Genomic DNA, 13950 nt, shown 5'->3' with positions numbered 1-13950 from the left:
ACCGTTTTTAATTATCCTTCTAATTCCTCTAAAGCCATAGTGTAATCATATTGCAAGTCTTCGTGTAAAGCAGAAATAATCTTTTTTATAGCGGCAATTTGCCTGTCATAAATATTGGTTAGCGTAACGTTTCTTTGGATAGAAGGTTTAAAGTCCTTTAACTTTTGGCAGAAATAGAGTAGTAGTTCTACTTCGGTTTCCTTTTTTAAAGAATATCGGCTAAACTTTTTAATGAGTCTTAATATTTTACGGACACTCTTTTTAATGTAAAAAAAGCTGTCCGTATTGATAGTTTCAAACTGTGTATCTATTTCCTGTTTTACGTTTTCAATATAACTAGCTTCATCATGCGCTTCAAAAAGCAGGTAGGTAAGCAGTTCCTTGTTTTCTTTTTTAAAACGAGATAAACGCAAACAAAGATCCATTAACTCTTCGGTAGAGTTATGCTTCAATTCGTCTTTAAGTTGTTTTACAGTAGCTGTTTTCATCTTTACTTTTCTCTAAAATGGAATCTTTTTTTAGTTAACGCAAGCTTTATACTCTTCTAAAATTTGTTTTAAGTTTTGTATTTCGGAAAGATCAAACTCTTTGTTTTTAATGTCTTCTGATACATTAGTACAGTTAGAAATATATTCTGCTAAAGCGTCTGATAGTTTATCATTATTTCTATTGTCTATCATGAATCCATCTTCCTTATCTGAAAATTTTAAAACATAGGTACCGTTTTCTCCTGGTTTGGTAAGCACCATACTATTATCTACAGTTTCTACTACTTGATAGAAATACGAATTGTTGAATCCGAAATTAGTAGCATTTGCAATTTTCTTCATGGTATTTCCTTTTGTTTTTAAACCATAAAAACATTTTTCTACACCATTATCCATGGCACAAAAAGAAACGTTGTCTTTTGCTGCGAATTTTTTAATTCGTGATCTACCTTTATCATTTAAGTATTTTATACTAACGTTTTTGCCATAATTATCTATAGATGTAGCATCATAAACATTAGGTTCTTCTTGGTTTGGATTTAATTCTAATTGTTCAAAAACGGCATAAATAGTTCCTTCATATTTCACACCTTCTTCATCTATAATAGAACCCAAAACGCCATAAAGATTGATGCTATTCTCTTTAGCGACCTTTACTTTTGCTTTGTGCAATGCTACCTTATTTGCTTTTGCTTGTCTGCCAAACGTATAACCTTTTATTAATAATTCTTCCACCAATAATTGTGCAAAGCTTCTTGAAAATTGTCCGGTTAACATGGTTCTTGAACCATAATCGTAGGAGAACGAATCTCCAGAATAGGTGATTACATGAACAGAAGTATCTGTGTTAGATGTTTTTTTAGTTTGTGCTACAGAAATTCTGTCTAGATCTGTAATGGTATATACATTATCATGAAAGGAAGCATGACCCACGATGTTTGTACTTTGAAAACCGCCAAATAAAATAGTACCATCGTCTTTTACAAAGGGATTGTACTTACGCATTAAGCTCTTTTTAAGCGCTTCTTTATTTTCTAAATCGGCAATGTCTCCAGCATATTTTTCACTTAAAGAGATTCTTTCTTCAGCAAAGAAACTTGCTACATTTGCTTTATTAATGCCGTTCGGATCTATTAGGTTATATTTTTCGGAAAGTAAACGGACCATTATTTTTTTAGCACTAAAGGATACTTTTAGAATTTCGAAAGGAATTTCGGTTTTTATACCTTCGTTACTAATGACTTCTACCCATTGAAAACCTTCTATTTTATATTCTTCTTCGCCATGAAAAATAGCATCAAAAGCTTTTTCGCCATTTAAATAAGAGAAATGGTATGTTTTGTCTTTAGAATCAAAATTGCCAACCGGAGTATCATCGAATAGAAGTTTGCCTTTTTTAATTTTTATTTTCTGTCCGAAACTTACTAATGGTAAAAGGAGCAGGATGCATAATATGTTTTTCATAAACTGTTTTTCTAATTCACGTTGCAAAAATACAAAAACAGAATCAAGAAGGTTTTTATATTATTTTATAGTCTGTTATAAGAGATTGCTTAGGATTCCTATTGTATTTTGTAATGCTTTTTTATGGTTTTTTTTACTCTAAATAATCGAATAATACCAATTAAAAGTATCACCGGAGAAATGGCAACTAGCGTAATACCAAAAGTTTTCAATTCACTAAAAAGAGCTAATTTTAAAATGGCAATTCCGGTACCAAGAATTACTAAAAAGGTTCTAAAATATGCTAGAAAGGTTCGCTCATTCGCAAGCTTGGTTCTTTCTATTGCCAACCAATCTCTAGTCGTTAATTTGTTGTCTTCTTTCATTTAAATATTATCCTTTTAATAAATTTACACTTACCGTTGCCAAATCGTTATCTGGAAATCTTGAAAAATAATTCTTATCGGGTTGCAATCCAACTTCTGTTGCTATTTTATTAAAAACATCCACTTCTAAAATAAATTGGTCGCTATAACCATGTGTCGCATCATAAGCGGTAGCTGCAGTTTTACCAATATTGCTGGCTGTAAATTTTGGATCTATAGTATGTAATTCAATAATTAATAAACCAAATTGTTCTACATAAGGTTTCCATTTTAACAGATGATCGCGTAAAGAATCTTCTACCAAATTATTGCTAATACGTTCCCCTTGACTGGCATACGCTCCTGTAGAAGAACTTATTTTATTAGTAATCGTTTCTGGGGCTTCCCAAATTCTATTATGATCTAAAAAGGTACGCACATTTAGTAAATCTTTAAGTTCAATATTATAATCTTCTTTAAGATCGTTTGCCAATAAATCTGGTCTGCCAATATCACCCCAAATTACTTTTGCCCAAATATCTGCTTTAATTAAATTGGCTCTAGTTACTTTTAATGCTGCCGGATTAAAATCTGCTCCAACCAATAATAAAGGATGCTCCTCTAACATTTTGCCACGTATTGTTTGGTGCTCAATGACATCAAATATATGTTTTATAAAGGCACCATTACCACAACCCATATCTAGAATACCTTTTGGTTGTTCATCAATTGGCTTATTAAAGAGTTTGATGATTACTTGATCTATCACTTTAAAGTATGTCGAATGCGCGCCACCACTTCCCCAAACATTCATTTCTCTATGGACGTGTTTTTCTGTTTCGTCAGGTGAATCTGTTTTTAGTACTAAAGGATTACCAAAAAGTAATTCGTCTAATTGTAAAAAGGTAGGTAAATAAGAAACCGTTACTCCATAAGCACTTGCTCTTTTTGCGAAAAATAAACCAGAATCTGTAAATTGATAGGTGTTTTTCTTTTTTGTAAACCAACCCAAATGGGAAAAGAAATCGAGTATTTTTTTAAAACTCTCTGGATCTTTGTGATATTCTTCAGCAGTAAAGGAAGCTTCCATAAAGTATTTATGGAATAAGCCATTTACGCCTAACATTACAATTATAGGAGCAACGATACAGCCTTCAATATGTTTTAAGACTTGTTGTTCTATCTCGCTTTGTGCTTTTAAATCGAAGTTATTTTGATACGTTTTAAAAATACGTTCTAAGGCTATAAAAGCATCTGCGCCAATATGCTTTTCTGGGAATCTCACCGAATAGGAGAGTAGCTTTACTGCGTCTTCATATAAAGGAGCAAGTTTAAAAGCTTCTTCGCTATTTTCATTTATTTGATAGGTAACGGCATTGGAAGCATTATCTATACGTTGTACCAGCCAACCTTGCGAAGCTAAAACGCGCAATGCAATGTTTAAATAGCCTTCATTTGCTTCAAAATGAGAAGAAATTTCTTCAATAGTAACTTTTTTGTTTTTCAGTAAAAAAGCGAAAATTCCTTTTTTATAAAGAGCAAAAGTGGTGGTAGCTGTAGCAATACCATCTAAGTGCCTGAAAATAATTCCTCGAAGTTGTTCTTTGTCTATTTTGGTTAGCATTTGCTTTTCAGATTGATTTCCTATAAATATAAAAAAAACCTTCCAAGAAATATTGAAAGGTTTGTTAATTGATTTTTAAATGTTAAGTTATCTCAATTTTGGAAAATCACCAGGATTAGCCTCATGCATTACTTTATAAACAGCTTCAAAAATATCTTCGTGAGACGGTTTAGAAAAATAATCACCATCTGTACCATAAGCAGGACGATGACTTTTTGCTGTTAAGGTTTGCGGTTTACTATCTAAATGCTCGTATGCATTTTGTGTGTTTAATATTTCGTTTAAAATATAAGCAGAAGCGCCTCCGGGAACATCTTCATCTATAACCATTAGACGATTTGTTTTGGCTATACTTTTTACAATATCATGATTGAGATCAAAAGGTAATAAAGATTGAATGTCTATTACTTCCGCATCAATACCAACTTCTATTAATTCTTTTGCTGTTTGCGCTACAATATTTAATGTAGAACCATAAGAAACTAATGTGATATCACTTCCTTCTTTAACGGTTTCAACAACTCCTAAAGGTGTTTTGAATGCACCAATATTATTTGGCATTTTCTCTTTTAGTCGATATCCGTTTAAGCATTCTATTATTAAGGCTGGTTCATCACTTTCTAATAATGTATTATAAAAACCAGCAGCCTTTGTCATGTTTCTTGGTACTAAAACATGAATACCACGAACCAGATTAATAACACCACCCATTTGTGATCCAGAATGCCAAATACCTTCTAGTCTATGGCCGCGTGTACGAATAATTAATGGTGCTTTTTGGCGGCCATGAGTTCTATAATGTAGTGTTGCTAAATCATCACTCATTATCTGTAAAGCGTATAAAATATAGTCTAGATATTGTATTTCTGCAATTGGTCTTAAACCACGCATTGCCATTCCAATTCCTTGTCCTAAAATGGTAGCTTCACGAATTCCAACATCGGAAACACGCAAATCGCCATACTTTTCTTGCATCCCTTCAAGACCTTGGTTTACATCGCCAATATGTCCTGCATCTTCACCAAAAACTAAAACTTCTGGGTATTTGGTGAAAAGGGCATCAAAGTTATCTCTAATTACTAATCGTCCATCTACTAACTTCGCATCATCGTCATAGGTTGGTTTTACTTCTTTTACGTGTAAAGCCGAAAGATTAGATTGACTATGTAAATGGGAACTATATTTGGGTTGTATTTTTTCTATATATGAATTTATCCAGTTAGCAACCTGTGTTTTTTCTGAAGAATTTTCATTAAGTACATAACGTAACGCTTTTCGAGCAGCAGAAAGACTATCTTTTCTAATAGGCTCTACAATTGCAATTAAGTCGTTTGTAAGTTTGGTTAAGAAAGCCTTATTGGTACTTGATTTAGCAAGATTTTCTAAAAGCACTATAAGTTCACTACGTTCTTGATTGATAGGATTATTGTAAGCAAGCCAAGCTGCTTTTTTACCTTCACGGACTTCCTTTTTTATATTTTTTTCTATGGTTCTAAGTTCGTCTTTGGTCGCAAAGTTATTTGCAATTAACCATTCGCGCATTTTAAGATTACAGTCATTATCTGCTTCCCAGTTAAGACGATCGGTGTCTTTATAGCGTTCATGCGATCCCGAAGTAGAATGTCCTTGCGGTTGTGTTAATTCATTTACGTGAATTAAAACTGGAACATGTTGTGTTCTTGCAATTTTGGAAGCTTTTTGATACGTATCTACTAAAGCAGGGTAATCCCAGCCTTTTACTCTTAAGATTTCGTAACCATTAGTTCCTTTTTCACGTTGAAATCCTTTTAAGATTTCAGATATATTTTCTTTTGTGGTTTGGTGTCTTGCGTGTACTGAAATTCCATATTCATCATCCCAAACACTCATTACCATGGGTACTTGTAAAACTCCGGCTGCATTTATAGTTTCAAAAAATAGACCTTCGCTGGTGCTTGCATTACCAATAGTTCCCCAAGCAACCTCATTTCCCTTATCCGAAAATTTAGTAGTATCAATTCCTTTTACATTTCTATAAATTTTAGAAGCTTGTGCTAAACCTAGTAAACGAGGCATTTGTCCTGCAGTAGGAGAGATGTCTGCACTAGAATTTTTTTGTTTTGTAAGGTCATTCCAATTTCCATTTTCGTCTAAACTATGGGTTGCAAAATGTCCTCCCATTTGTCTTCCTGCAGACATTGGATCGTGATTAATATCTGTATGCGCATATAAACCTGCAAAAAATTGCTGGATGGTTAATTCACCAATGGCCATCATAAAAGTTTGATCGCGATAATAACCAGATCTAAAATCTCCATTTTTAAAAGCTTTTGCCCAAGCAAGTTGCGGTATTTCTTTACCATCTCCAAAAATTCCAAATTTCGCTTTTCCTGTAAGTACTTCACGACGACCTAATAAACTGCACTCCCTGGAAGTTACAGCAATGGTATAGTCTTTTAAAACTTCCGTTTTAAAATCGTTAAAAGAAATGTCTTCTATTACCTCTGGATTTGTTGTCATTTTAGATGCTTTCATATAGTTACAAATTTAAGAATAATAAAGCATTTTTGCAATATCGCAAAGTCTTAAAAAAATGTATAATTATTGTTTTGATAGCCATTTTTTTGTCAAATAGTGAAAACAATGTGATTATATAGGTTTTTGCTGAATATCTTTTAAAGTATTTTTGTTTTAGATAATGAAATATTTAACGTTTTTTTATCTATTTCAAAAGTTATATAACTATAAAAGTTAAAATTCTCAATGGTTTTAATGTAGTAAATAAAAAGGGGAAAATAGCATTAAAGGAGATACTTATTGTTCTATTTCTTTAGAATAGTAATAAGAGGCTTTCTGATAAGTGTTTATAAACTATTTTTTAGGTATAAGATCTTTCATTCTTTTTCTTATACTGCGTTTTTCAGAAGAAAAAAATATTAATACCAACGCCTTCTAAACAATCCTAATAGCGATTGAATGTCTGCTGTAAATTTGAAACGTATTTTTTGACTGTATTGCGGTTGTGCTATTTCCCAGCCAAGGTTAGAATAAACAGGAAAGTAGATTTCAAAATAATCTTCTACTAGATTTACGCGAACACCAGAATCGTATACAAATTTCGCGTTTTGGTGTTTGTTTTTTAATGTACCTAAATCTCCGTAGGCATGAATATATTGCCAAATAGATGTGCTAATATTTGTGGTTGCCATCCATTGATTTGCATAAGGTACTTCTAGTTTCGATTTAAATCCTCCTTCTGCAATAATTAACTCCTGACTAAAGAGGCCTGTGTTTTCTGATCTTCCTAAATAACTATAATCAAATAAGTAATCTGTTGGCCTATCTAGCGCAAAACTAAAATAGTTGCTATTCGCTTCGTTTTTATTCTTTAAGAATGCTCCAGCAAAGAAACGAACGCTTAGTTGTCTGTTGTTTTGATATAGCTTTCTGTACTCGTAATTAAAGGATATTTTACTAAATGTTTGGGATGCTTGAAAGTCTGCAAACCAACTAGAATGCTCTATTAATCCTGGATCTTTATTTATATATCTTACATTAAATACGTTGTAATTGGGCTTCGTTTCTTCTAATAAAATCTTTTCAACATCTTTGTCTCTATGAATGCTAACATATCTAAAATTTAAAAACTCTCTTTTATTTGCACGTAAGTTTTTAGTATCTCTAAAATGAAGCGTTATAGATGGTTTTATGGAAGTAACAAATAAATCTGGAGCATAACTATCATAGCTTCCGGTAAGCACGTATTGAATTTTAAATAAGTTTCTGTTACTGGTATTATATTGTTGATATACTAGGTTTCCAGAGCCTGTTATAGACTGCGATTTTAATCCGTATTGTGGTGCAACTTTATACGTTAAGTCTTTTTTAAGCATGGTTTTATTATATGCTTTTGTACCCACAACAATACCATCATATATATTATTAAACTCTAAAATAGGCATAATTAAGACTTGGTTATACCTGGTGTCTTCTACATCTTTTAAAAGTCTAATCTGTAAAGGTTTATTTAATAAAGAAGCCGTTAGCGATTTAGTATTATTCCTGTCGTTTATTTCTGGTGTTATTTTATCTTGATTAATAACCAATTTTGTGGCATGGTTGTTTGGTAGTGTAATGGTATCCAGGTGTTTGTTGCTTTGAATCCATGATTTAGATAAAATACTATCTTTTTGTAAAGCAAATAACGAAGAAGGCATACTTGTTCTGCTCTTGTTTTTAACTATTACCGTAATCGAATCTTTTCCTTTTTCTACCTTTTTAATGGTGTAATCTATTTTTTTTGAAGTTTTAAGATACTCCTCAAAAAACCAATCAATATCTTTAGAAGCTTTTGGTTTTATAAAGTTTTCAAAATCTTTTGTGGATGTCGCTTTTAGTTTTTGATTGGTTACAAAATCCAAAATCGATTTATCTAAATCTAAGTTTTCGTCAAAGCTATTTAAGTATTCTAAACCAATTGCTGCTTTGTTAGGGTTTGCTATGTTTTTGTTGAATTTTAATAAGGAATCTTTTTGCATCGCAAGTGGTTGGTCTTGCCTACCTCTAGCCATATTCATATACAAAAGATTATACTGATCATTAAAATTAAGTTGTGCGGCATGAAAAGACTTGATACCCCAAATTTTAGATAGTGTTCCAAAAATTTTCTTTTCAGGATAATATTCTTTCACATACTTTTTTAAATAATATATCTGAAAACCATCAATTAACCATTGGTCTTTTCTCGGGTTTATTAGGAGTGTGTTTTCTAAATAATTATATAATACTGTTTTTAAAAGCTTTAATTCATATTGAAAACTATCCGGAAAAGGACGGAAAAAATCTGGCAATAAGTTAAGTCCGTAAATGGGTTTCTTTTTATAATCGGTATGGGAGACTAATAAACGCTCATGCGGATAATCACCAAGGTTTTTAGTTATAAACCCTGCAACTTTATCGGTTAGTATAACTCTTTCTACTTGCGCTATATTTTCGTCATCAATACTAGATACCACGTTAAAATAATCTGTTTCAACCGTATTGAATTTTGGTTCTTGTAATAGGAATAATTTGGTATTAATTCTATCTTTTCCTTCTAAGGTTGTTGTGATCGTATTGTTCTCCTTTGTGCTTCCCGTTTCGTTAAGTTCTGAAGTTAAGATATAACGCTCCGGATAGGTGATTTCGAAACTGTGATCTGCCTTGGGGATATATCCATCTTCTAAATCTTTATTACTAAAGTATTGCCAAGTGCCATCATAAATAGCAGGGGTAATGTACCAATATTTTATAGTGATATTATTATCGTTGTAAATACCATAGCGTGTAAACTTGGCATTAGGTATCTGCACTATATAGTTTAAATGAAGGGTATAGGTTTCGTTTGGCGCTAAAGCTTTATTTAATTTTACTTTAATAATATCGAGTTGGTCTTTCAGCCTTTCGTGCACCACATCTTCGTTGTCTTGTTGTAACGAAGTAATTACGGTGTAACCTCTATCTTCATTTTTTGCAAAGTGAAAATCATTTTTATATTCTTCAGCAAAACGTTTTGCTAAAGGAGTACTTTTTGTAGAATAACTATTGCTCCAATCGTTTAAATAAATATATTCTAAAGTGTTGTTTGTTGTGTTTTGATATTGAATTGTTTGCGCTATTTTTATCTTTTTATTTTCCACATCAAATGTAGCCTTAAGGTCAATGGTGTTTTGACTAAAGCTATAAAAATTCACAAAGGTGAATAGGGCAATAAGTAGGTGTTTATTTCTCAATTTACTTTCACAAACTTTAAGGATTCTAAATTCAAATTAGGCCTTGTCATGTAATATAGCCCTTTATATATGTTAGAAACGTTCATGTGATGCATTTCTGTATTGTTTAAAGGAATAGTTTTTACTACTGGCCCTAAAGTGTTAAAAATGTTTGGTTTTTTGTTGGTGAATGACTGATGGTTGGTTTGTAAATGTAAAGTATTAGATATTATATTTATGCCAATTATTTCATAATAAATGAAACTAGTGATCTTGTTTTTTGCAGTTAATATAAAATCAAAACGAGTATCCAATCTGTGCGCCGTTGCATCTAAACCTTGAGCTATGCGGATAAATTGCGTAGAAATAGCTATGAAATTGTTATTTGAAAAGCTTTTTTTATTAGCGGTTATCCCTTGTGAATTGGTGTAAGACAAATTATAAAACCTAATATTCAAGGTGTCTAAAGCGAAGACACCTTGAATACTTAGTATACTTAGAAAAACTAGTAATAGGTTTTTTTTCATGCTTACTTTCCACGAAAGTGAAATCTTAATTTATTTATTTAAGAGCCAAATACTTTAGAAGTTCGGACTAAAGCCAGACTTTTTATAAAAAGCATCTAAAATATTGATTACTTCATCTTCGGTATCTACAAGGTGAATTAAGTCTAAGTCTTTAGCGCTAATGTTGTTAAATTTATCTAATAAAGTTGCTTTTACCCAGTCTAATAAACCTTCCCAGAAATCGGTACCAACTAGAATTATAGGGAATTTTTCAATTTTATTGGTTTGTATTAAAGTGATTGCTTCAAACAATTCATCTAAAGTTCCAAATCCTCCAGGCATTACTACAAAACCTTGTGAGTATTTTACAAACATTACTTTACGTACAAAGAAGTAATCGAAATCTAAACTCTTATCGTGATCTATATACGGATTATCATGTTGCTCAAAAGGTAATTCTATGTTTAAACCTACAGAGGTTCCACCACCTAGATGTGCTCCTTTGTTACCAGCTTCCATAATTCCTGGTCCTCCACCAGTAATTACACCATAACCATGATCTACAATTTTATGTGCAACTTTTTCGGTTAATTTATAATATTTATCTTCCGGTTTTGTTCTTGCAGATCCAAAAATGGAAACGCAAGGTCCAATTCTACTTAATTTTTCATAACCATTTACAAATTCACCCATGATTTTAAAAATCGCCCAGGAGTCATTTGTTTTACTTTCATTCCAACCTTTATGGTGTTTTTCTTCTCTCATCTATTTTAATATTTATTTTAGTATTTTGTATTTTCGGCAACTTGCTAATTTAATTCTTTTTTTAGCACATCAACAAAACTAGATACTATTTATTTTATTCCAATTCTTTCTTTAAAAACTTCGCTGTGTAGCTCGTTTTATGTTTTGCAACTTTTTCTGGAGTACCTTCTACTATAATTTCTCCTCCATTTTTTCCGCCTTCATAACCTATATCAATAACGTGGTCTACGGTTTTTATAACATCTAAATTATGTTCAATAATTAAAACGGTATTTCCTTTATTTGCTAGTTTGTTGAGCACAATCATTAATACTCTAATATCTTCAAAATGCAATCCTGTGGTAGGTTCATCTAAAATATAAAAAGTATTTCCTGTATCGCGTTTACTTAATTCTGTTGCTAGTTTAATTCGCTGTGCTTCACCACCAGAAAGCGTTGTGCTTTGTTGTCCTAATGTGATATATCCTAAACCAACATCCTTAATGGTTTTTAGTTTTCTGTTAATTTTTGGGATATGCTCAAAAAAGTCCACTGCTTCATTAATTGTCATGTTTAAAACATCACTAATATTCTTTCCTTTATAACGAATCTCTAAGGTTTCGCGATTAAAACGCTTGCCTTGGCAGGTTTCACATTCTACATATACGTCAGGAAGGAAATTCATTTCAATAACACGTAAGCCGCCACCTTGACAGGTTTCACAACGTCCTCCTTTTACATTAAAACTAAATCTTCCTGGTTTATAACCACGAATCATTGCTTCTGGTATTTTGGCGAATAAACTACGTACTTCACTAAAAGTACCGGTGTAAGTTGCAGGATTACTGCGCGGTGTTCTACCAATTGGTGATTGGTTAATATCGATTACTTTATCTATATGTTCTAAACCTTTAATGCTTTTGTAAGGCATTGGTTTTTTTACACCATTAAAATAATATGCATTAAGAATAGGATAGAGCGTTTCGTTAATTAAAGTAGATTTTCCACTACCAGAAACTCCAGTTACCCCAATCATTTTTCCTAATGGAAATTTAACCGAAACATTTTTTAAGTTATTTCCGGTACAGCCTTTAAGCTCCATGAATTTACCATTACCTTCTCGACGTGTTTTAGGAACTTCAATGTTTTTAGTTCCATTAAGGTAATCTGCAGTAAGGGTATGGTGTTTTAAAACTTCTTCCGGTGTGCCTTGGCTAATAATTTCACCGCCATGTTTTCCTGCATGCGGACCAATATCAATCACGTGATCTGCACGTAAAATCATATCTTTATCGTGCTCCACAACAATGACAGAGTTACCAACATCCCGCAAAGCAACTAAAGAGTTTATTAGTTTTTCATTATCGCGTTGGTGTAAACCAATACTAGGTTCATCTAAAATATAAAGCACTCCAACCAGTTGTGATCCAATTTGTGTCGCCAATCGAATACGTTGCGCTTCACCACCAGAAAGTGTTTTAGAACTTCGGTTTACAGAAAGGTAATCTAAACCAACATCTAACAAAAATTGTAGTCTGTTTGTTATTTCTTTAATAATTTCTTCTGCAATTTTGAATTGTTTTTTAGAAAGGTTTTTTGGTAATTCTTTAAACCATTCCGCTAAATCTACAATGTCTTTATTTGCTAGTTCGGCAATATTTTGATCGTTTATTTTGAAATATAGAGATTCTTGACGTAAACGTGCGCCATGGCATTCGCTACAATCTACTTTATCCATATAGTCTTTTGCCCAACGTTTTAATGACGTAGAATCTGCGTTTACATATTGGTTTTCTATAAAGTTGGCAACCCCTTCAAAATCTATTTTGTAATCTCTTTTTATACCAAGTGTTTTGCTATCTACTGTGAATTTTTCGTTTCCACCATACAAAATCATTTGTTTCGCTTCTTCAGGTATACTCTTATACGCATCGCTAATTTTAAAATTATAACGCTGTGCTATTAGTTCTAACTGTTTAAAAATCCATGAGTTTTTTTCTGGTCCATGCGGAGCAAGAGCGCCATTTTTAATGGAAAGCGAGTCGTCAGGAATTATTTTACTTTCGTTTACTTGATACAGCGTTCCAATACCATTACATTTAGGACAAGCACCTTTTGGGGAGTTAAATGAAAAGTTATTAGGCTCTGGATTTGGATATGAAATTCCGGAACTAGGACACATTAAACTTCTACTAAAAAAACGTGTTTCGTTCGTATCTTGATCTAAAACCATTAATACATCATTACCATGATACATGGCAGTATTTATGGTTTCGGTTAAGCGTTTATCATTATCTACGGAAGCATCAATCTTCAATCTATCGATTACAATTTCAATATCATGATTCTTATATCTGTCGAGTTTCATACCTTTTACAAGGTCTTTTATTTCACCATCTGCACGTACTTTTACAAAGCCTTGTTTTGCAATTTGCTCGAATAATTCTCTGTAATGTCCTTTACGGGAACGAACTACAGGAGCAAGAATGTTTATACGTTTACCAGAAAAACTCTCTATAATTAAAGCTTTTATTTGATCGTCATTGTAGCTAACCATTTTTTCGCCCGTATTATAACTATACGCATCACTAGCTCTTGCGAAAAGCAAACGCATAAAATCATAAATTTCGGTAATGGTACCAACAGTAGATCGTGGTGACTTGCTCGTTGTTTTTTGCTCGATGGCAATTACAGGCGAAAGTCCGTCAATTTTATCCACATCCGGACGCTCTAAACCTCCAAGAAATTGTCTTGCGTAGGCCGAGAACGTTTCAATATATCTTCGTTGCCCTTCGGCATAAATAGTATCGAAAGCTAATGACGATTTACCACTACCAGACAAGCCAGTAATAACCACTAGTTTTTCTCTGGGAATAGTAACATCTATGTTCTTTAAATTATGAACACGAGCACCTTGAACTTCTATATTTTCTTCGAATTTAGACATAAATTAAGCAACCTGACTGTTTGGTAAACAAAGTTGCAAAGATACGCTTTTTACTTATCCTTTTGAAAGGTATTTAGTTAGGATTTTATTAATATTGTAATGAG

9 protein-coding genes are annotated in these 13950 nt (G+C 32.4%); all 9 read right to left on the bottom strand.

The window, feature by feature from the left end:
• Positions 1 to 11: 11 nt before the first annotated feature.
• On the bottom strand, positions 12 to 488 hold the full coding sequence (locus tag ACVCZW_RS19195; RefSeq protein ID WP_452227799.1) for a hypothetical protein: 477 nt from the start codon (positions 486 to 488) through the stop codon (positions 12 to 14).
• A gap of 30 nt (positions 489 to 518) precedes the next feature.
• Positions 519 to 1952, bottom strand: coding sequence for a hypothetical protein (locus tag ACVCZW_RS19190; RefSeq protein ID WP_452233216.1), 1434 nt, complete (start codon positions 1950 to 1952; stop codon positions 519 to 521).
• Between the two features lie 98 nt (positions 1953 to 2050).
• Positions 2051 to 2317 (bottom strand): DUF202 domain-containing protein, encoded by a 267-nt coding sequence (locus ACVCZW_RS19185; protein ID WP_452227801.1) that lies wholly within the window; start codon positions 2315 to 2317, stop codon positions 2051 to 2053.
• Between the two features lie 7 nt (positions 2318 to 2324).
• Complete coding sequence (locus ACVCZW_RS19180) at positions 2325 to 3920, bottom strand: class I SAM-dependent methyltransferase (protein WP_452233215.1); 1596 nt, start codon at positions 3918 to 3920, stop codon at positions 2325 to 2327.
• 87 nt (positions 3921 to 4007) lie between these two features.
• Positions 4008 to 6419, bottom strand: coding sequence for an alpha-ketoacid dehydrogenase subunit alpha/beta (locus ACVCZW_RS19175; RefSeq protein ID WP_452233237.1), 2412 nt, complete (start codon positions 6417 to 6419; stop codon positions 4008 to 4010).
• 416 nt (positions 6420 to 6835) lie between these two features.
• Positions 6836 to 9670: a metalloprotease gene (locus tag ACVCZW_RS19170; protein WP_452233214.1), complete on the bottom strand. Its 2835-nt coding sequence runs from the start codon at positions 9668 to 9670 to the stop codon at positions 6836 to 6838.
• Positions 9667 to 10176 carry a hypothetical protein gene (locus tag ACVCZW_RS19165; RefSeq protein WP_452227804.1) on the bottom strand — a complete coding sequence of 170 codons (510 nt, stop codon included), beginning with the start codon at positions 10174 to 10176 and terminating at the stop codon, positions 9667 to 9669. The genes ACVCZW_RS19170 and ACVCZW_RS19165 overlap by 4 nt, the downstream gene beginning before the upstream one ends.
• Positions 10177 to 10230: 54 nt before the next feature.
• Complete coding sequence (locus ACVCZW_RS19160; RefSeq protein ID WP_452227805.1) at positions 10231 to 10920, bottom strand: LOG family protein; 690 nt, start codon at positions 10918 to 10920, stop codon at positions 10231 to 10233.
• 94 nt (positions 10921 to 11014) lie between these two features.
• On the bottom strand, positions 11015 to 13846 hold the full coding sequence (gene uvrA, locus ACVCZW_RS19155; protein WP_452233213.1) for an excinuclease ABC subunit UvrA: 2832 nt from the start codon (positions 13844 to 13846) through the stop codon (positions 11015 to 11017).
• Between the last annotated feature and the right edge of the window lie 104 nt (positions 13847 to 13950).

Source organism: Lacinutrix sp. MEBiC02595 (genome assembly GCF_053601555.1).
Note: the sequence above shows the minus strand (reverse complement) of the source record. Positions and strands in the feature narration are given on the sequence as shown.

Bases quoted from the DNA above. Each gene is read 5' to 3' on its own strand.
- ACVCZW_RS19165 (WP_452227804.1), bottom strand. From the start codon at position 10,176: ATGAAAAAAAACCTATTACTAGTTTTTCTAAGTATACTAAGTATTCAA.
- ACVCZW_RS19195 (WP_452227799.1), bottom strand. From the start codon at position 488: ATGAAAACAGCTACTGTAAAACAACTTAAAGACGAATTGAAGCATAAC.
- ACVCZW_RS19160 (WP_452227805.1), bottom strand. From the start codon at position 10,920: ATGAGAGAAGAAAAACACCATAAAGGTTGGAATGAAAGTAAAACAAAT.
- uvrA (WP_452233213.1), bottom strand. From the start codon at position 13,846: ATGTCTAAATTCGAAGAAAATATAGAAGTTCAAGGTGCTCGTGTTCAT.
- ACVCZW_RS19175 (WP_452233237.1), bottom strand. From the start codon at position 6,419: ATGACAACAAATCCAGAGGTAATAGAAGACATTTCTTTTAACGATTTT.
- ACVCZW_RS19185 (WP_452227801.1), bottom strand. From the start codon at position 2,317: ATGAAAGAAGACAACAAATTAACGACTAGAGATTGGTTGGCAATAGAA.
- ACVCZW_RS19180 (WP_452233215.1), bottom strand. From the start codon at position 3,920: ATGCTAACCAAAATAGACAAAGAACAACTTCGAGGAATTATTTTCAGG.
- ACVCZW_RS19190 (WP_452233216.1), bottom strand. From the start codon at position 1,952: ATGAAAAACATATTATGCATCCTGCTCCTTTTACCATTAGTAAGTTTC.